General features: G+C 61.5%; 17 protein-coding genes. 10 read left to right on the top strand and 7 right to left on the bottom strand.

The genetic code is table 11. From position 1 onward, the window contains the following. Positions 1 to 168: 168 nt before the first annotated feature. Positions 169 to 858 carry an MOSC domain-containing protein gene (locus IB238_RS22055; RefSeq protein ID WP_192252218.1) on the bottom strand — a complete coding sequence of 230 codons (690 nt, stop codon included), beginning with the start codon at positions 856 to 858 and terminating at the stop codon, positions 169 to 171. Positions 859 to 1,052: 194 nt separating this feature from the next. On the opposite strand from IB238_RS22055, the gene IB238_RS22050 reads away from it, so the two are divergent. Next, positions 1,053 to 2,237, top strand: a complete 1,185-nt coding sequence (locus IB238_RS22050; RefSeq protein WP_192252511.1) for a cytochrome P450 — start codon at positions 1,053 to 1,055, stop codon at positions 2,235 to 2,237. A gap of 170 nt (positions 2,238 to 2,407) precedes the next feature. Here the strand turns inward: IB238_RS22050 and IB238_RS22045 are convergent, their stop codons facing one another. The 4 genes from IB238_RS22045 to IB238_RS22030 form a co-directional block, all read right to left on the bottom strand. Next, entirely contained in the window at positions 2,408 to 3,418 is a 1,011-nt protein-coding gene (locus IB238_RS22045) for an acyltransferase (RefSeq protein ID WP_192252215.1), read from the bottom strand. Beyond that, positions 3,415 to 4,704: an O-antigen ligase gene (locus IB238_RS22040; protein WP_192252213.1), complete on the bottom strand. Its 1,290-nt coding sequence runs from the start codon at positions 4,702 to 4,704 to the stop codon at positions 3,415 to 3,417. Before IB238_RS22040 ends, IB238_RS22045 begins: the two co-directional genes overlap by 4 nt. Positions 4,705 to 4,711: 7 nt before the next feature. After that, on the bottom strand, positions 4,712 to 5,920 hold the full coding sequence (locus tag IB238_RS22035) for a polysaccharide biosynthesis/export family protein (RefSeq protein ID WP_281414491.1): 1,209 nt from the start codon (positions 5,918 to 5,920) through the stop codon (positions 4,712 to 4,714). Positions 5,921 to 6,046: 126 nt separating this feature from the next. Then, positions 6,047 to 6,724, bottom strand: a complete 678-nt coding sequence (locus tag IB238_RS22030; RefSeq protein ID WP_192252207.1) for a sugar transferase — start codon at positions 6,722 to 6,724, stop codon at positions 6,047 to 6,049. Positions 6,725 to 7,473: 749 nt separating this feature from the next. Here IB238_RS22030 and IB238_RS22025 point away from each other — a divergent pair. Together IB238_RS22025 and IB238_RS22020 are read left to right on the top strand one after the other, a co-directional pair. Next, positions 7,474 to 7,764, top strand: coding sequence for an exopolysaccharide production repressor protein (locus IB238_RS22025; RefSeq protein ID WP_192252204.1), 291 nt, complete (start codon positions 7,474 to 7,476; stop codon positions 7,762 to 7,764). A 155-nt stretch (positions 7,765 to 7,919) separates the two neighbouring features. After that, on the top strand, positions 7,920 to 8,924 hold the full coding sequence (locus tag IB238_RS22020) for a glycosyltransferase family 2 protein (protein WP_192252201.1): 1,005 nt from the start codon (positions 7,920 to 7,922) through the stop codon (positions 8,922 to 8,924). Between the two features lie 14 nt (positions 8,925 to 8,938). Here IB238_RS22020 and IB238_RS22015 read toward each other — a convergent pair whose 3' ends face one another. Together IB238_RS22015 and IB238_RS22010 are read right to left on the bottom strand one after the other, a co-directional pair. Then, positions 8,939 to 9,886 (bottom strand): polysaccharide pyruvyl transferase family protein, encoded by a 948-nt coding sequence (locus IB238_RS22015; RefSeq protein ID WP_192252198.1) that lies wholly within the window; start codon positions 9,884 to 9,886, stop codon positions 8,939 to 8,941. A 46-nt stretch (positions 9,887 to 9,932) separates the two neighbouring features. Further along, complete coding sequence (locus tag IB238_RS22010) at positions 9,933 to 10,892, bottom strand: glycosyltransferase family 2 protein (RefSeq protein ID WP_192252195.1); 960 nt, start codon at positions 10,890 to 10,892, stop codon at positions 9,933 to 9,935. 125 nt (positions 10,893 to 11,017) lie between these two features. On the opposite strand from IB238_RS22010, the gene IB238_RS22005 reads away from it, so the two are divergent. The 7 genes from IB238_RS22005 (at position 11,018) to IB238_RS21975 (ending at position 19,091) form a co-directional block, all read left to right on the top strand. Next, positions 11,018 to 12,499, top strand: a complete 1,482-nt coding sequence (locus tag IB238_RS22005) for a lipopolysaccharide biosynthesis protein (protein WP_192252193.1) — start codon at positions 11,018 to 11,020, stop codon at positions 12,497 to 12,499. A gap of 380 nt (positions 12,500 to 12,879) precedes the next feature. Further along, positions 12,880 to 14,016 (top strand): acyltransferase, encoded by a 1,137-nt coding sequence (locus tag IB238_RS22000; RefSeq protein ID WP_348648283.1) that lies wholly within the window; start codon positions 12,880 to 12,882, stop codon positions 14,014 to 14,016. A gap of 14 nt (positions 14,017 to 14,030) precedes the next feature. After that, positions 14,031 to 14,810: a glycoside hydrolase family 16 protein gene (locus IB238_RS21995; protein ID WP_192252189.1), complete on the top strand. Its 780-nt coding sequence runs from the start codon at positions 14,031 to 14,033 to the stop codon at positions 14,808 to 14,810. A gap of 102 nt (positions 14,811 to 14,912) precedes the next feature. Then, positions 14,913 to 16,118, top strand: a complete 1,206-nt coding sequence (locus IB238_RS21990; protein ID WP_192252187.1) for a glycosyl transferase family 1 — start codon at positions 14,913 to 14,915, stop codon at positions 16,116 to 16,118. Then, the gene (locus IB238_RS21985; protein ID WP_192252184.1) at positions 16,115 to 17,140 is read left to right on the top strand and encodes a glycosyltransferase family 2 protein; all 1,026 of its coding nucleotides are present in this window, start codon (positions 16,115 to 16,117) and stop codon (positions 17,138 to 17,140) included. Before IB238_RS21990 ends, IB238_RS21985 begins: the two co-directional genes overlap by 4 nt. Continuing rightward, positions 17,137 to 18,078, top strand: coding sequence for a glycosyltransferase family 2 protein (locus IB238_RS21980; RefSeq protein ID WP_192252181.1), 942 nt, complete (start codon positions 17,137 to 17,139; stop codon positions 18,076 to 18,078). Before IB238_RS21985 ends, IB238_RS21980 begins: the two co-directional genes overlap by 4 nt. After that, positions 18,075 to 19,091, top strand: coding sequence for a glycosyltransferase family 2 protein (locus tag IB238_RS21975; protein WP_192252178.1), 1,017 nt, complete (start codon positions 18,075 to 18,077; stop codon positions 19,089 to 19,091). Before IB238_RS21980 ends, IB238_RS21975 begins: the two co-directional genes overlap by 4 nt. Position 19,092 lies beyond the last annotated feature (1 nt).

The following is a 19,092-nucleotide window of genomic DNA, read 5'->3' as shown; positions in this document are numbered from 1 at the left end:
CGGTCCGATATGTCGGCATTCTGGATACAGAAGCTGTGCAGCGTTCCGACGTAGCAGGCTCGCCACATCGCGACGCCGCCTTGCCCGTGGCCGTTTGGCATAAGACCATCTGGACTGTTCAAAGCAAGATTTGCCAATTGTCGCGCGCCGCATTCCGCCTGGCAGGTCTCATCCCGACGCTCCTAGACGGGCGCCCCAGTCTTCCACCCGGCCGCTTTCGAGCCGGCGCTCGGCGAGCCGGCGCCAACCTTCCGGCAGACACGGCAGCGACGCAAAGGCCGTAAGCGCCTCCCGGTCCAGCTTGTTGCGGTAGAGCAGATCCGTCACCCTCGTGAGCGGCCAATCGGGATGCGGACGGGCCTCAAGAAGAGACTTGGTTCCCGCTGCGATCTGGCCGGGTTCCACAACTCGGAAATACCAGCCGGTCCATCCCGATGCCTGCACGCGCCGCGCCATGTCGGGAACACCGAAACGGACATTCAGCTTCCAGCATGGTTGGCGTCCTTGCGACACCTCCAGCAGGACCTCCCCTGCCCGCCAACGGTCCCCCAGACACAGATCGGCTTCAGTCGCGCCATCGACCACCAAATTCTCGCCGAAGCCGCCTGGCCGGAAACGGCTTGCCGCCTCGGGCAGGCTCGCCGCCCAGGCTGCGTAGTGAAAGGCGCTATAGGCATGAACGGCCTTGTCGACACCACCGTGATGACGGGTGTCGGCCTGCTCGTCACCGATCAGTCCGCCCACAGTCGCCTGGACCGGGCCCCGCACCGGCTGCTTGTCCATGGCGGAAAGCGCTCCGTCAGGCCCGAAGGGTTTCTTCTTTCCGATCCTCACCTCGGCAATCAAAAAATGGACCATCCGCTACCCCTCATTGAGCGTTGCTACCCGACAGCTGCGACCAAACACCATCAACGCCCACACGCCGCACGCCGAATTCAATCATCGTGGCCGATTTGCATCCCACTCTTTGCGCGACAGCAAAGAACCGGCCGTTCGACTTACCCACAGATACCATCAAATCGGCAGGAGCAGGCTACACACACATGAAATCAATGACCGGCAACGAAAACGACATCAGCGGCCTGTCGAGCAGCCCCGCGGCCGATTGGGATCCCCGCAGCGGAACGGTGCTCAGTGACCAATTGCGCGCCTACGACCATATGCGCGAAACCTGTCCCGTCGCCCACAGCGACTATCTCGGCTGGTCGCTGTTCAAGCACGAAGACGTGTTCAATGCGTTGATGAATCACGAGACATTCAGCAATGCCGTGTCGAGGCATCCTTCCGTACCCAACGGTATGGATCCGCCGCAACACACTGCGTACCGTCGGATGATTGAGACCTATTTCACGGACGCCCGTGTCGACGCCTTTGAGCCGGAATGTCGCTCGATCGCGCGCGAACTGGTCGCCAGCCTTCCGAAAGCCGCATCGACAGAGTTCATCACGGAATTTGCCGAGCCCTATGCCGTCCGCATCCAGTGCGCCTTCCTGGGCTGGCCCGCATCGCTGCACGATCCGCTCCGCCAGTGGATTCGCAAGAACCAGAAGGCGACGCTTGCCCGCGACGTCGAGGCGATGGCGGCCATTGCGCTCGAGTTCGACGGCTATATCCGGCGCCAGCTGGAGGAGCGGGAGAACCTCGGTCCGCACGCTCCGGACGACATCACCACCAGCTTGATCCGGCAAACCATCAACGGTCGGCCGCTCGGCCACGATGAAATCGTCAGCATGTTACGCAACTGGACTGTCGGCGAGCTCGGGACAATCGCAGCCTGCACAGGCATCATCGCCCACTTCCTGGCGGAACGTCCCGAAGTCCAGAAGGAACTTCGCGTCAACAAGGCGCTCTTGCCGATGGCCATCGACGAGATCCTGCGCCTGGACGCGCCGCTGATTTCCAACCGTCGCATGGCCACCAAGGCGGTGGAAATCGGCGGACGAAAGATCGCCGCGGGTGATCGAATCACGCTGATGTGGGCTTCGGCCAACCGCGACGAGGCCGCCTTCGACGCTGCCACGGAATTCCGCCTCAATCGCGATCCGTCGCAGAACCTGCTTTATGGCGCTGGCATCCATGTCTGCCCCGGTGCAGCGCTGGCCAGAATGGAACTGCGTGTCATCCTGGAAGAACTGCTCGAGGGCATCGAGAACATCGCCAGAAAGCCTGGAGAAGAACCAGTCCGGGCCATCTACCCCGCAGGCGGTTTCTCCTCGCTCACATTGCGGATGGAGTGAATAAAGTCGGACGGGAGTTCATCGTTGTCATTATGGTTGCAAAGCCCCTCACCTTCAGCAGCGAAACACACCCGTCCTCTCCCCAATCAATCTGGGCGCAAGCGTTCGAAAAACCTCTGGAATCGAATGTCAATCGACGTCGCACCGCAGTGATCACATGCCACAGGCGATCAACCGGTTTGGCCATTGCTCGCTAGTCTCCGGTTTGCTACCACGGATCGCCGTGCTGCGAGCACCGGTCGCTCGATCATGAGGTACGCTGCCAGCCCTACCGCCACACCCGCAAAACAGGCCAGAAGCGTTGCAATTAGCGGGTCGAGAGCCAAACGGAGCGCCACTTTTGCGACGACTGAAATCGCAAAGGTGTGCCACAAGTAGATGGAATAGGACGCATCTCCGAGAAACGCCGGAACGGCTAGTTGCCGAAAGAAGCCGTGCGCTTCCAAGGCCAGGACACCGAGGACGAGAGCGACGGCAAGCGGGCCACAGCTCCGCTCGTCGAACGGCAGCCGGAAAAGCTCGATGGCGGCGAAACCCACAACGGCTAACACGACCAACGCGATACCGGTGCCGGGTCGCGGCATGCGCCCCTTCAACCACATCTGTCCAAGAAGCATGCCCGCAACAAATTCAAGAATGATCGGCTGCGTATAGAACGAAAGCAGCGGATCGTCCGTCTCCAGCCAGGTCCCGGCGACCGCCAGGATTGCAAACACTCCCCCCAACACCGGCAATTGCCGGCTTCTGGGCAGAAAGAGTGCCAGCGCGAAGGCCACGTAAAAGAACATCTCGAAATTCAGCGTCCAGCCCTGGACCAGGACGGGCCAGATCTCCCCGCTACTCGGCGAAGGAGCGGGGATGAAGAACAGCGACGCCAGTACGTGGGCGGCGGACAACGTGAGGTTCGGAAACAGTCCGGCAAGCGCGCCGAAGATCATGACAGCTGTCGCAATCCAGTAGACCGGAACGATGCGGGCCACGCGATCGGCGAGGAAGCGGCCGGGGCTGACATTTTTGCCCTCGCTGATCACCCACATGATGAAGCCGCTGATGACGAAGAACACGTCGACCCCTGCCGCTCCGATCGCAAACGTGCCCCCGGTTTTCTCCGCTGCGTGGAACAGCACGACAGCGATTGCCGCAACCGCCCGCAGATACTGGATGCCGTACAGTGTCCTCATTGGCCGGTGCCGCTGATCAGAGACGCGACGGGTAGTCGCGGAACGACCGGCCACGGTGCGAGCCCCGCCATTTCGCGGGGCTGGCGAATGGTCAGCTTGCCGGCAGCAACATAGAGAAGGAACGAACCGACATGGTACGGCGTCATGATGTCGATTTCGACGAAGGCGCGCATCGCCAACAGCAACGTCACGCCCAGAAGCAGCGCCGCCTCCGGATGACGGTCGGTCGATAGAAAGCGACCGAGATGTCCGGCGATCGAGACGACCAGCACCATACACAAGAGCAGCAGGCCGATGACACCGGTCTCGACCACGGACTCGATGAAGGTGTTGTGGAAGTGGAAGCCGGATCGGGTGCCGATGTAGAACTCCTCCCACAACCGTTCCGCTTCCGAGAAACCCTGAACCCAATAGGCCTGGTAGCCGACACCGAACCATGGGTTCGCCGCGGCCGCTTCGATGCCCTGTTGCCAGAGATAGGTTCTACCGGTCAGTGTCGCGTCCTTGCCGAATGCCCCCAGCACGAGACCATAGCCACCGGCCGAGATGAAGGCCGCAGCACCGACCGCGAGCACGATGGCTCCACCGACAAACAGCGATTTGCGGCTCTTCGGCGTAAGCCACCTCAAAACGCTCAGGCCGAGACAACAGCCGACGATCGCGACCGTCGTCAGAACGGAGGTCGCCGATTGCGATAGGACCAGAGCATAGGCCGAAAGCAGGCCGACGGCTGCACCCACCGAAATCCACAGACGACGCTCACCGAGGATCGCGATCGTCGCAACCGCAAAATAGACGCCGAGCGAGGCATAGAAGCCGAGCTGATTCTTCGAGGCGAAGGCGCCGACGAAGCTCACCGTGCCATCGAGCGGGTCGGCATGGTACACGCCAAAGGCGAAGGAATAGAGAAGCACGGCACCAATTCCGACCAACACACCGCGCGCAAGCGTCGTAATGTCGATGGTACGCATGGCGATCAGCGCGCAGACGACGTGCGACAGGTACTGGATGCCGGTGCGCAGCGACTGCGAGGGCGCTGCCGACCAGAACATCGAGAGGAAAGCGAAGATCGCGAACGCGAAAATCCACAGGTAGCGCGTGTAATTGCCGAGCACGGCGCGGTAGTCGACCAATACCAGCGGTAGCCACAGCCCGTAATAGGCGAGGATGGATACCTGGCCGAACAGCGACGAGTAGGCGAATACGAACAGGGACAGTCCGACCGCAACGATGCCGTAGGCCTGGTTTTCTCCCGGCGTCACCAGGCTGGCTTTGGAGATCCTCACACGCCCCTCATCGCATGGCCATGTTCAGCTGGACCTTGATCACGTCGCCAGGAAGCACCGCGGTCGTCTCGGTAGCCGGGACTTCGGTCGCGCGGCCGTCCTTCTCCCGCATGATCACATAGGCGATGTCCGCGCCGGAGCCGTCTTCCTTCATCGCGGCCGCTTCCGCCGACTGCAGCAGGGCTTCCGAAACCAGCTTCTGGCTGGTTGCAAGCTTCAGGGTCACCGCCTCCAGTTCGCGCTCGGTGTTCTGCAGCTCCTGCGCGAGCGCGGCATCCCAATCGTTCTTCAGATTGGTCTCGTCCTGGCTTGCCTTGCTGGCGTCCTGCTTGGCTTTCAGCGAAGCCGTGTCGATGTCGAGCAGCGATGCCTGCACGTCGGCAACCCTCTGCTCGAGCGATAGCTTCCGCGAACTGATCGTCAGCCCCTTTTCCGCGAGACTGTCGACCTTCTTGAGATCGTCCTCGACGAGGGAGAGCTGGCGTGCCTGCGTCTCCGACTTCTTGGCGAGGGCATCAATCTCGTTCTGCAGGAGCGTCTTCAGATCTGCCAGCGCCGCAAGTTGCACCTTCTGCTTGCGGTCGCGGGATTCCATCAGCGCCGTTTCGCTCTCCACGAGGAGAGCCAGGTCTGGCGCATCCTTCAGTTCGGCGGGGGGATTGATCTTCTCACGGTTAGCGATTTCGGCCTGCAGCCTTGCGCGGCGAACCAGGAGCCGGTTGCGCTCCGCCACTAGCACCGACGAATCCCCGTCTGCCCGAATGAAGTCACGGGCAAAGCGCTGCCCCGCCTCGCCCCGACGCAGGCCGCCACCGAGGCTGATGGCCTTGAGTACCGTCATGCTGGGAGCAAAAGGATATTCGCCCGGTGACTGCACCTCACCGGCGACATAGATCGGCCGGTACTGCGCCAACTCGACCGAAGCCGACGGCAGATCGCGCAACGCGAAGAGCTTCTGCATTCGTTCGCCGATTTCCGCCGCCACTTCCGCCGTGGTCTTGCCGGCGACCGGAAGCTCCCCGACGAGCGGGAGGGATATCTGCCCGGACGCACCGACGGCATAGTCGCCACTGAGCGCAGACCAATCGCGTACTGCGCCCTCGGCGGTCTGCCACTCGACAACGCGGACGCGCAGCTTGTCGAGAACGTCGAGCCGGTAATCATCGGCCCGCGCTGGACCACCCTGCAACAATCCCAAAGCAAGGCCGAGGGCCATAGAGGCGGCCGAGATGCGAATACGGTTTCGTCGCGGCATCGCTGCCGCAATAACAGTCTTCATGAATGTGTCCGTTCAATCTGTCATGGCTACTGGCGCGCATTCCGACCGCTTGGGGCCAGCCAATCAGTAGCTGCCGCGGGAGAGGCAGACCGCAGGGATCGTCCTGGCAACGATGATGACGTCGTTGGCGAGCGACCAGGTCCTCACATACTGGGTGTCGAATGCAATGCGGGCGGCATAGGAAACGTCGTTGCGTCCGCTGACCTGCCATAGACCGGTCAGGCCCGGGCGGGTTCGCAGGTAGTAGGCGGCGGCCGCCTCGTAAAGCTCGAGCTCGTCCTCTACGACGGGGCGCGGCCCGACGATACTCATCTCTCCGCGGAGAATGTTGTAGAGTTGCGGCAACTCATCAAGGCTGAGTTTGCGCAGTACGGTGCCGACGACAGTCACCCTCGGATCGTCCTTGAGCTTGCGCGTTGCGCGCCACTCCTCGTAGGCTTCGGGGTTTGACTTCAGGTGTTTCTGGAGGACACGGTCGCCGTCTACTCGCATGGTTCGGAATTTCAGGCAGCGGAAGCTGCGCCCGTTGTGGCCTATGCGGCGGTGTCCGTAGAACACAGTGCCGCCATCAGACGCTTTGACGAGCGTGGCGATAAGCAGGAAGATCGGGCTCAGAAAGACGAGCGCTACCGCGGCGGCCAGTATGTCAAAGCTGCGCTTGGCAAATCCGCCAAGAGGCGGGGCACTGGTCGTGCCGGTATTGAGGAACGTCGAACTGGCCGATCGTGTCGCGGACTTCATAGAGTGGGCTCCGTTCCGGTTTGGCGATTGGTCGTGTCCGCTTGGGACGCAGCGCTATCCATAACGCAGCGTATGGTCAGAATTTGATTTCGAGCGAGAATTTTCCCAAAGGCTTGGGGACCGCGCTCATTTAAGAAGGCTGCAATATATTAACATCCAAACTCTCTTCTCTGCGCCTGCGTAATGTCGTGTATTATGCTTACTCATTTCTGGGGAAATTTTCGAAATTTTGGACGTTTCCAATTTTTTGAATTCGCTGTTATGAACATATTCAGCGTTTTTTATTTACTTCGCACCGTCCACAACTTGAAATGAGCTGACACTTTTGGATCTAGATTAGAATGGAGATGAATTTCCGCACTGCAGCATGACGCTGCATTGCACATGCGACTGAGGGCGCGGCAGCACAACCTTGTAACAAAAGGTGATCGCGAGGCATCTGTCAGTACATATCGTGGGCTGCATCCGCGTTCCTGCAATCGCGCTGTTGATGTAATGTGGCTGCAAAACGGCGGAATGCTGAAGCGATTTGCCCAAGGATCGATTCGTGGGAAAGCGTGCGACGTCTGCCAGGGTGATCACAACCTCTTGAATTGCCCGCATTTCCATCCTGACTGATAAGGGCGCGCAGCCAAAGATTGAACCTGCGATGCCCGGCGAATATACTCGACACGCTTTCCCAAGGGGTTCCGGAGGAGGTCGCCTCGACATGACATTTCCAACTGCATTTGCGGATCCGAGTTAGCGCTATGTATGGTCCGCGCGTTTTCATGAGTATGATCGTCGCATTGCTGGTCTTTGGGCTCGCAACGTACGGGCTGACAGGCTCTCTTTCCGGTTCTCTCATTCAGACGCTGATCTGCGCGGTTCTGTTACAGGTTGGGTATTTCGCTGGCATGCTCTTTCTCGTCTGGAAGGAAGCGCGCGATCGCAAACGCAAGGTCGATAATGCAGCCTCCCCCTCAATGGGTGCGGACGAAAAACCGGCCTCCAGCCTGCCGGTCACCAGGCTGAACGGTCCCGGGGGCTCCAACTTCTAACACCGTTCAACGTGGTTTTTGATCCTGTCGGTGGCGGTCATCCCCTGCGTGCCCCGAATGGGACATTATCATTTTTCATGGTCCAGCCGTGTCGCTTCGCCCCGCGACCTATACCCGCGTTTCACGCGCATCTTGCAACGGAGACCGATTGGACGATGAGTAATGGAATATGTGTCATCATCGCTGCCAAAAATGCCGCCTCTACCATCGGGCGAGCCATTTCATCAGCGTTGAGAGAGCCGGAAACGAGCGAAGTCGTCGTTGTCGACGATGGATCGACGGACGACACACGCGGGGCGGCGCTTGCCGCGGACGATTCCAGCAGCCGCTTGCGTGTCCTTCGCTTTGATGAAAATCGCGGACCGGCCGCGGCGCGAAACCACGCGATCAGGCTCTCGCAGTCACCGATCCTCAGCGTTCTCGACGCCGACGACTTCCTGCTTCCAGGACGATATGCGCGCCTGCTTGCACAAGACGGCTGGGACTTCGTCGCCGACAACATCGCCTTTGTCGACGAGGCCCGGGCAGCGGATGTCCATCTAAAGATCCCCGAATTCGAGCCGGAGCCGTACCATATCGATCTGAGCACATTCGTCGAAGGCAACATTTCCCGCCCTGGTGTTCGCCGGGGCGAGATCGGCTTTCTCAAGCCGCTGATCCGACGCGATTTTCTTGACCGGCACGAACTGCGCTACAAGGAACAGCTAAGGCTCGGCGAAGACTATGATCTCTATGCCCGGGCTCTCGCGAAGGGCGCGCGTTACAAAGTCATCCACAGTTGCGGTTATGGGGCGGTCGTGCGCGGTAATTCGTTGAGCGGCAGCCACCGGACGGAGGACCTTAAGCAGCTCTACGAAGCCGATCGTGCGATGCTTGCCGAACCGGGACTGCCGCCGAAGGAACGGGCATTGATCCGCAAGCACGAACGCCATATCCGGGCGCGCTATGAACTGCGGCACTTCCTCGATCTGAAGAGGAAGTTCGGCATTGCACGGGCCGCCTCCTACGCGGTGACGCATCCCATCGCATTTCCCGCCATCGCCGGCGGCATCCTGTCCGACAAGACCGCACGCTTTCGCCACCCCGTCGAGGCGCCCGAAGTTCTCGGTGGCATCGGCTCGATCCGCTACCTGCTCGCCGCATCGCCGCGCGGGCGATAGGGCCAGGCCGCGTATCAGAAGTAATCGCGGCGAACGCCGTCGAGGGTCGTGAGAAAGCGCTCCTTGCGCTCGCTGAGCGCACCGTCAGCACTCAACTGCGGCTCGGTGCGGCCTGCCTGCCAGAGCGCCAGTGCCGATGGTGCGGCAAGCATCTGCTTGGCGGCCGACCGCAACGTTTTACGGCGAGGAGACCTCTCCCGGACGAGGAGTTCTCCTTGCGCCGCCCCCTGTGGCTCGTCGACGTCGCCCCGCTGCGGCTCGAACTCGACGCCCCAGAAACGGGTGCCCTTGATGATCGCCTCCGCCCGGCTGGAAACGGGAACGTGGCACGGCCGGTATGTGACGCCGACAGTATCCGTCCAGTCGTTCCATTTGAAGCTATTGATGTTGGGCGAGGTGGACACCGCGACCCAGGGGACACGGAACGCGTCGGCGAGAATGGCCCCATGCATGGACTCGGCGATAATCATCTCCGACCGGGCGATTTCGGCGATCACCTCCTTCGCGTCCCCGCGCGGGTCGATGTAGTTGACACCGACCGTGGCGCAGACTTCCGGCCACAAACCGGCAATCGTCGATTCCCAATGCGGCACGAAGCTCTTTCGATGTGCCTTTGGGAGATGGCGGAACTCCGGCATATCGGCCACCATCACCGCCGGGTCGATGATCCCGAGTTTTTCATCGATGCCGATCTTTTGCGCGGTCAGCGGCCCGCGGACGCAGCGGATATCCCATGTAGCAGTGTCGCTCATGTCCGGCAGCGCTCCATAGCCGAAGCCACTTCCCAGCACCAACTTGCGCCCCTCTTCCGGCAGGAGCACCTCGTTGAGCACGGTCCCCACGCCGACCAGCAACGTGTCAGGATGAACGTCGCGAAAGCCCGGTAGCAGGAAATCCCAGAGCCAGAGGTTGAGGTCGTCGCCGAAATTGCCGTGCTGCGATTCCCAATAGTAGGGCTTCATTCAGGTCTCCTGTGTCTTGGGGAAAGGCGCGAGCGGGTACCGGCGCTCAGCGGGAAAACTTGCCGGCGGCGAGCTCGAACGCGCTGCGCAGCAGCACCGGATCGCGCCAGACCCATTTGGCAAGCAGGTTGAGCTGCGGCACCTTGCGCCGCTTGACGAGCCGTGCCTGGCTCCACAGCGCCTGCCGCCGGGCCGTGCCCTTGTAGGCGCGGATCGAGGTCGCCTCGGGCGAGCGACGGGCAAAACGTCCCTCCAGCGTATCGAGCGCCACCCAGGTGTTGAACTGCTGCTTCAGGAATTGCGGGGAATCGTTGTCGATACCGTGGAAGATGTTGATGCCCTCGCCGCGAACCGCACCTGGCGCGTCGCACAAGATGACGCGTTCAGCCGCGAGCACGCAGTCGCAAAAGAACAGCACGTCCTCGGCCGCAAGCAGCAGCTTGGGATCAAAACGGATTGCCTCGAAAAGCTTTCTGCCAATGACCATGCAGGAGAGGTGCAGGAAGCTCCAGTTCTTCAGCATGACGCGGGAAAGCTCGGGAATCTCGACCAGGAGCGGTGTCTCCTGCAGGCGGTCGACGCGCTCCGTTTTTTCGAGATCGGCGACACCAAAATGGTAGTAGAACGCGTCGCCGCCGGTGATCGAGGCCCAGTAGCAGTCGGCGCCGAAGCGCGTCATGCCTTCAAAGGCATTGCGCAGGTGATCGGGGGTCCAGACGTCGTCGGAATCGAGGAAGGCGACGAACTCGGTGGCTGCACTGACATTGTCGAGCGCCGTGTTGCGCGCTCCGCCCGGGCCGGCATTGTCCTGACGGATAACCCTGATGCGGGATCGTTGCTCGGCAGGCAGCGGCGCAAGCTCGTCGTCGATCGGATAGGGTGACTGATCATCGACGATAACGATGTCGAAATCGGTGAAGGTCTGGGCAAAGACGGAGGCGAGCGCGCGCCTCAGAATGCCGGGTTCCTTTTGGTAGTATGGGATTGCAACAGTCAGCTTCGCCATCTTTTCGCCCTTGCGGTTTTCCTAAAAAGAGGTGTGCCTGGTCTTCTCCCAATGGGGTGCGGCCTTACCTACAGCGTTGATCCTAAAACGATTTTCGCTTTGTTCAGCGCGCTTAGGATGTCAATATGCCCACCGTCATCAACGCCAAATCGGTCACGCGAAACGTCGGCTGGAGCGTCCTATCCAAGACAAGCACATTCGGGCTGAAGTTTGTCACCGTGCCGATTTTGGCACGAATCCTCACCCCCGAAGAGTTCGGCGCGGTGGCGGTTGCGCTCACCGTCGTGCAGTTTCTGGCGATGATCGGTGGTGCCGGTCTGGCGTCCGCGCTGATCATCCAACCCGATGAAAACAGGGAGACGATTCACTCCGTTTTTTGGGCGAATCTGGCAATTTCCTGCCTGATGGCGTTCGGCATTTTTCTGTGGGCCGAACCGATCGCGGCGCTGCTCGGCGCCGCCGATGCGGCCTATCTCGTGCGGCTGCTTAGCCTGCTCATTCCCTTGCAGCTTGGCGGCGACGTGGCCTATGCGCTTCTGGCGCGGCGCATGCAGTTCAGCAGGGACGCGCTGTGGAACATGATCTCCGAATCGGCCGGCGCGCTTGCCGCTGTCGTGCTGGCGCTGGTTGGTTTCGGTGTCTGGGCGCTGGTCGCGCAGATCTTCCTTTCGGCATTGATTCGCCTGGCGGGGCTGTTCGCGGTTTCGCGCTATGTACCACGAGCGGTGTTCTCGCCGCGCCGCGTGCTCGGGCTGACGCGCTTCAGCCTTGGCATGATGGGGTCGGAAATCGCCAACTTCGTCAGTTTCCAATCGCCGATGGTGATCATCTCGCGCTTCCTCGGCCTTGCAGATGCGGGTGCCTACTCGGCGGCGAACCGTTTCTCCAGCATCCCGAATCAGGTGGTCCTGTCCGCGGTCATGGGGGTGCTGTTTCCGGCATTCAGCAGCATGATGCAGGACAGCGCCCGCCGGTCGAACGCGCTGATGCTCAGCACCCAAGTGACGACCGTGCTGCTCGCACCAATGATGTTCGGTCTCTGGGCATTGGCCGAACCGGCCATGCTCACGCTTTTCGGCCACCAGTGGGCCTATGCCTGGCCGGTGTTAGGCCTCTTGGCGTTGTCAAAGGGGCTTCTCACGCCCTGCAGCACCTACATCCCCTACCTGAAGGGGGTCGGCCATGGGGGCACGCTATTCTGGTGGGCCATCCTGCGTGCAGTGATCACTACGGGTGCCGTCGCCTACGGCGCCCACAATGGCTCGCTCGTCGAGGCTATGGTCTGGCTATGCGTGGTCAATGGGTTCGTGCTTGTCGGCTATTCCGTCGTCGTCTTTCGCGCTGACGGAACCCCGTTCCTGCGCGGCTTCCTGCTGTCCTGCCGGCCGATGTTCTCTGCCATCGTTATGGCGCTCATCGTTCGCTCGCTGTTTGACCATTTCGGTCATCTGGTACCGAACGCAGCGGCGGAGGTTGCCCTTGGGGCGGTGGTCGGCAGTGCAATCTACGGAGGGCTCATCCTGCTCACCGAACGCCCCCTGCTCAGGAAACTGATGCAGCTTGCACGCAAGCGCCCGCCCATCCCCGAGACAAGCCCGGCCGAATAACGTGGCAAAGCGGAAAGAGGTTGCCATCGCCTCGCCATATTCTGCCACCCTCGCCGTGAAATTGAACGCCGTGATCGGCGCTCGAATATAATTTCCCAATAAAAACGCGACCTGGAGCACAGCCGCAAGCTGTGTACCCTCGTTTTTATGAGCATATGCTTCAATACCCTAGCTGGGCGGGCGTTTTCCCCCTTGAAGCGATCAATCAACCGGTGATGCCTGTCGCGGATGCCGCCCCTGCGGTGACGGACTGCAACCAAACCAGCGGCTGTTTTTTGCTGCACCGCCATATTTTTCTGCCCGAACCACCCTACCCTTTTTGTCGCGGGCTCAAGTCTGCTCTGTTTGAAAACGGCCGCCGGGGATGCGCCCCAATAGAGGTGACTGACATCGTGGAACTGAACGCGAATATCTCTTCGCGGATCAATCTGATGCGCATCGTGCTCATCTCGGGGATCGTCTTCGTGCACGTGCCCTATGATCCGGCGAGCAGCCCGTTTACGGGCACGAATGGTTTGATTGACTGGTTGCGAGTCTTCCTTGGCGACAGTCTTTTTCGCGTTGGCGTGCCCTGCCTTAGCGCCATCTCCGGCTATCTTCTCTTCCGGCGCGGGCTGGAACATTTCAGCTATGGAAAGATGATGCGGACCAAGGTGCTGACCGTTCTGGTGCCGTTTCTGCTCTGGAACGGTGCATTTCTCGCGCTCGTCTTTCTCGTGCAGAAGAATGGGATCGGCTTCGGCTACCTGCCCGATGTCGTGAACGCGCCCCCCCGGGAAATGGCAAGCCTGGCGTTTGCCCTCGAAGGCTGGCCGATCAACCTGCCGCTCTATTTCCTGCGCGATCTTCTTCTTTGCCTGCTCCTGTCGCCGGTGCTTGCCGTGCTGGTGGTTCGCTATCCGCGCGCCACCCTAATCGCGCTGTTTGCCTATGCGGTGCTCCCGCTGCCGAACGGCATCTTCCTAAAAGAATCGATCCTCTTCGGCTTCAGCGTCGGCATCGCTATCGCCCTGCACCGGGTCGATGTGAAGGTTTTGGATCGGCATACCGGTGCGATCGTTCTCGCCATGCTGTTCGCCACGGTGCTCCTTTCCGTTGGTCTCTACCTGACCGGGCCGGTGTTTCCGCTTTGGCTGGACATCCTCCGAGCGACTACGGCGCTCGCCGGTATCGTCGGGTCATGGGCCCTTTCGGAACTTCTCGTCCGCACGCGTCTCGGCGCACAGCTCGCAACGGGCGGCGGCCTCAGCTTCTGGATCTTCTGTGGGCATTATCCGCTGCTGGTGGCGTTTTGGATGGTGTGGAACCGGCTGGAGATTGACCACTACGTGCTCTTCTATTTCGCGGCCCCATTGCTGGCGCTCGCCATCCTCGTTCCCTCCCACGCTATCGTGCAGCGAAAGCTTCCGGTCCTGCATGCGCTTCTGACCGGCAGCCGCACCTCGCGCAACGGTCCGCAAAAACCTCTCGCTCCGGCCAATGCCGCGAGCGTCGGCTATGCGACCCGCCAACGCTGAAACGGAGATCAATCATGACAAAACGAATGCACTCCCTCACGCTCGCAGCTATCTTTGCAGCAGTCCTTTCTTCCCCGGCGGCTGCCCAGAAGGGCGCGAGCGGCGCATCCTTCGTCGAGAATTTTGACAAGCTGGACACATCCATCTGGTACGTCTCAGATGGCTGGAACAACGGCGCACACCAGAACTGCACGTGGTCGAATGACCAGGTCCGTGCGGAAAGCGGCGTACTTTCCCTGACCTTCGAGCGACGTCAGCTTGGTGAACGGGACTATGCCTGCGGCGAGATCCAGACGCGCAGCCGCTTCGGCTACGGCACCTATGAAGTGCGGATGAAGGCCGCCGACGGTTCCGGTCTCAACTCGGCCTTCTTCACCTTTATCGGCCCGGCCGACAAGAAGCCGCACGATGAGATCGATTTCGAGGTGCTCGGCAAGAACCCGGCCAAGGTGCAGCTCAACCAATACGTTTCCGGCAAGGGCGGAAACGAGGCGCTGGCGGATGTGCCCGGCGGTGCAAACAGCGGCTTCAACGACTACGCCTTCGTCTGGGAGAAGCAGCGGCTGCGCTACTACGTCAACGGCACACTCGTGCATGAGGTGACGGATGCAACGAAGCTCCCTGTCAATGCCCAGAAGATCTTCGTCAGCCTCTGGGGCACCGACAGCCTGACCGACTGGATGGGGACGTTCAGCTACAGCGCGCCGACGCAGCTTCTCATCGACCGCATCGCCTTTACCGCCGAAGGGGACGGGTGCCAGTTCGCCGAATCCGTGGCCTGCACGCTGAACTGACGGCGCAGAGGCGCTGTCGCACAATCGTCGGCCACGGCAACGCGGCCGACAACACTACTTGAACGCGCCCGGTGCTGTCCGGGCAGGAGAACCGGAGTTCTGATGCTGCGAATCCTTTATTTCGCGCACGACCTTGCCGACCCGGCAGTGCGGCGCAGGGTGCTTGCCCTGCAGGCAGGCGACGCCGTGGTAACGCTCGCCGGCTTTCGCCGAGGAGAGAAGACGGGAGCCGCCATCAGCGGCGTCACGCCGATCGAGCTCGGCGTGACCGAGGATGCCCGCTTCGTCCAGCGTATCGGCGCGATTGCTGTTGCACGGCTACGGCTGGAGCGCGCGTTGCAAGGCATCACGAGGCCGGACCTGATCATCGCGCGCAATCTCGAAATGCTCGCGATCGCACAAAAGGCCGTGTCGCTCCTCGGCGGGGATGTGCCGATCGTCTATGAATGCCTGGATATCCACCGCCTGTTGCTGCGCAAGGATTGGGCTGGTCGAGCCATCCGGGCCGTTGAAGCGAGGCTTGGGCAGGGCGTCAGCCTGCTCGTGACGAGTTCGCCCGCATTCGTCGAGAATTATTTTCGCCCGTTGTCCGGTATCGAGGCACCGGTTTTCCTCCTTGAAAACAAGGTTCTCGAGCTTGATGAAGATGCGCCTTCCGTGCCCGGGCCGCGCTGCCCCGGTGAGGATGCCCCCTGGAGGATCGGCTGGTTCGGTGCGTTGCGCTGCCGCAAGTCGCTGGATCTGCTTTCGCGCTTCTCGCGCGCTATGGAGGGGAAGGTCGAGATCGTCGTCCGCGGCCGTCCGACCTATGCCGAGCTGAAGGATTTCGACACCTTCATGCGTGGCGAACCTTTCATGAGCTTTCGCGGGGCCTACCGCAATCCGGAAGACCTCGGCGAAATCTACAGCGAGGTCCAGTTCTGCTGGGCCATCGATTTCTTCGAGGAGGGCCTGAACTCGGCCTGGCTGCTGCCGAACCGGGTCTATGAAGGCTGCCGGTACGGCACCGTTCCAATCGCGATCAAGGGCACCGAGACTGCCCGCTACCTCGCCGGCAAACAGATCGGCCTCACTCTCGACAATGACACCGTCGCAAGTCTGGTCGATCTGTTCTCGACCGTCGAACGTCAAAGCTATTCCGACCACTTCGCCCGTATCGCCCGGCAGGGCGCCGGGCATTGGACCTTCGGCCGGAGTGACTGCCAGGCCCTGGTGCATCGTCTCGCAAAGGTGGCCGGATCGCCGCAACCGGCCGGTCGCGCCCGCGCCCTGGCACAAGCCGCAACAAATGGAGATCGACCTACATGACAGGTGAAACGCTTGCATCCGTGCGCTGCCTGATCGTCATTCCCTGCCTCAATGAGGCCGAGCACATCGGACCGCTGATCGACAAGCTTGGCGGCGCGCTTGAAGCGCTCGATTCGATGCTCGTCGTCGTCGACGGTGGCAGCACGGACGGCACGCGGGAGATCGTTCGCGAGATCGCGTCGGAAAATCCGAAGGTCCATCTGCTCGACAATCCCCGACGCATCCAGAGCGCGGCCGTCAACCTCGCCGTTGCCACCTTCGGCGCGCAATACGACTACCTGATCCGGATCGATGCCCATGGCCAATACCCGGACGACTATTGCCAGGTGCTGGTGGACGAGGCCACCGCGACCGGTGCTGATTCCGTTGTGGTCGCCATGCAGACCATCGGCTTCGGCGCGTTCCAGAAGGCGACCGCTTTTGCGCAGAACTCAAAGCTCGGCAATGGCGGCGCCAGGCATCGCGTCGGCGCAACCAGCCATTGGGCCGATCACGGCCACCACGCTCTCATGCGCATCGCTGCCTTCCAGGCCGTCGGCGGTTACGACGAGGCCTTCAGCCACAACGAGGATGCCGAACTCGACTACCGGCTGAACCGGGCGCAATACCGCATCTGGATGACCGCGAAGACGAGCATGATCTACTATCCGCGCGCCAGCGCCGGGCCGCTCTTCCGCCAGTATTTCGCCTACGGTCGTGGTCGGGCGCGGAACGTCCTCAAGCATCGTGCATGGCCGAGCCTGCGCCAGGTGATCCCGCTCTCCGTCATGCCCGTGACCGCGGGCGCATTGCTTGCCATTATCAACTGGGCAGCTGTCATTCCGGTCGGGTTCTGGGCCCTCGCCTGCCTTGGCTACGGCTTCTGGATGGCCATCGGCCAACGCAACGCCTACGGCCCGCTTGCCGCCATTTCGGCCATGGTGATGCATTTTGCCTGGTCTGCCGGCTTCTGGCGCGAGCTTTTCGATTTCCGTGGCAGACGAATGGCGGCCTATGGTGCCAACGCAGGGGTGACGCCATGAGCGCGACGCGGCCGACTTTGCCTTTCTCCTGCATTGATATCGCAGTTTGCACCTTCAGGCGTCCGGAACTGGAGCGGACCCTGCGATCCTTGGCCAATATCGACGTGCCCGCCGACAGCTCGGTGCGCATCATCGTCGCTGACAACGATGTGGTACCGAGCGCCGCGGGTCTCGTCGAAAACCTGCGTGCTGAGATCCCCTTTGGGATCGACTACATCCACTGCCCCGCGTCGAACATCTCGATTGCCCGTAACGCCTGCCTCGATCAGAGCCGCGGCGAGTTTCTCGCTTTCATCGACGACGACGAAACCGCCTCGCCAGAATGGTTGGTCCGTCTCGTGGAGACGATGAGCGAAAACGGAGCCGATGTCGTACTGGGTCCCGTGAAGGCGCAATACGGGACGGCACCGAAATGGATGCGCCGTGCAGATCTCCATTCGACCCGCCCTGTCTGGGTCGGCGGGGAAATCCGTACCGGCTACACGTGCAACGTCCTGCTTCGTCTCACGGCCCGGCCTCTTGCGGGACGCCGCTTCAGCCTTTCGCTCGGCCGCACGGGCGGCGAGGACACCGAGTTCTTCTCGCTCGCAAAGCATGCCGGGGCTCGCATCGCTTTTGCTCCAACAGCCTGGGTGCACGAGCCGGTGACCGAAAGCCGGGCCACATTCGCGTGGCTCGCCCGGCGTCGTTATCGCATGGGGCAAACCCACGGCAGACTACTCGCCGATCGGCCCCACAATGGTGGCAGAGTTGCGCAGGTCGGGCTTGCTGCAGCGAAATCACTGTTTTGCGCGGGTGCCTGCATTGCGACGGCCTTTTTCCCGGCCCAACGCTACCGCTACGCGCTGCGCGCCATCATGCATGCCGGCGCGGTGAGCGGCCTGATGGGCGTGCGGGAGATCGAGCAATACGGGCTGCCGGAGACACGCACGTCATGATCGAGTCTCCTGACGTCACTTTCGTCATCGCCGCCTATAATTCCGCCGATACGATCGGCCGTGCGATCGAGAGCGCGCTCGTTCAACGCGATGTCGTCACAGAAGTCGTCGTCATCGACGATGCCTCATCGGACGAGACCCGGGACATCGTCGGCCGGATCGCCGATCCACGTGTGCGCCTGATTGCGCTTTCGCAGAACCGTGGCCCGGGAGGCGCGCGCAATGCCGGCATGGAGGCGGCAACCGGACGATGGATCGCGATCCTCGATTCCGACGACACTGTGGAGCCGGGTCGGCTGGCACGACTGATCTCGCGTGCCGAGAAGGCCAAGGCCCAAATTGCCGTCGACAATCTCGATGTCGTCGCAGGCGACGGTTCCCGCCAGCGCATGTTTTCGGAAGCAGTGCTGGCGCGGCAGAATCAACTCACTTTGCCAGCCTTCATCGCCTCCAACGTCCTGTTCCGAACCGAGCACAATTTCGGCTACATGAAGCCTGTGTTCGCACGAAGCTTCCTCGCAGAACACGGCTTGCGCTTCGATGAGACGCTAAAGATTGGCGAGGACTATATCCTGCTTGCCTCGGCGCTGGCGCGCGGCGGCCGATGTGTGGTCGAGCCAACCGCCGGATACGTCTACCACGTGCGCGAGGGCTCCATTTCCCGTGTCCTGAAGCCGCATCATGTCGAGGCCATGATCCTCTCTGATCAGCGCTTCGTCATTGATCATCGCCTCGACCCATCTGCGAAGGCGGCGCAACAGCGCCGAAGCAAAAGTCTTCGCGAGGCGCGCTCTTTCCTCGCGCTGGTCGAACACCTGAAACACGGTGCTCTCTTGCGCGCGCTCCGCGAGGCGATCGGCAATCCCGCCGCAATTCGACTTCTTCGCATGCCGATTGCCGTCCGCCTGCGCCGCCTTCTGGGCCGCTCCGCGGCCCCCACCATACGCGCCGCCGCCAAGCCGGCCGGCGTAAGATCGATCCCGGGCAAGGGCCCACACATCAGCAAAGGATAAC

Origin of the sequence: Rhizobium sp. ARZ01, from assembly GCF_014851675.1 — a bacterium.
Taxonomy (GTDB): Bacteria; Pseudomonadota; Alphaproteobacteria; order Rhizobiales; family Rhizobiaceae; genus Mycoplana.
This window is presented reverse-complemented; position numbering and strand designations above follow the sequence as displayed.